Annotated in this window: 1 protein-coding gene; it reads right to left on the reverse strand. The window is 63.2% G+C overall.

Annotated features, from left to right (window positions below; translation table 11 throughout):
- On the reverse strand, nucleotides 1-323 hold a 323-nt coding region (locus ACCD02_RS32700), incomplete at both ends, for a hypothetical protein (RefSeq protein WP_413310719.1).

Raw genomic sequence — 323 nt, forward strand, 5'->3', positions numbered from 1 at the left:
ATCGCCCTGGCGGCCCTGGTCGTCCAGGGTACCGTAGGTGCTGAAGTTGTGCGTCACCTGCTTGATCAGGCGGGCGACTTCCGCGTTGAAGTTGAACAGCGCCAGGCCAAACAGCGTGTCGGGTTGCGTGGCCTGCCTGCACAGCCACTGCTGGCCGTTTTCGCCATTGCCCAACAGGGTGTAAAGGGCGTGGGCGGTTTCCAGCAACTGGCTGGCCTGACCCTCCTGGCAGGTGTCGTGGTAGATCGCCTCGGCGCTGGGGCTGAGTTGGTCGAGCCAGATAAGCAGGTCATGTTCGCTGCGCTGGCAATGCTCTTGCAGGC

Source organism: Pseudomonas sp. Pseusp88 (assembly GCF_047303955.1).
Classification (GTDB): Bacteria; Pseudomonadota; Gammaproteobacteria; order Pseudomonadales; family Pseudomonadaceae; genus Aquipseudomonas.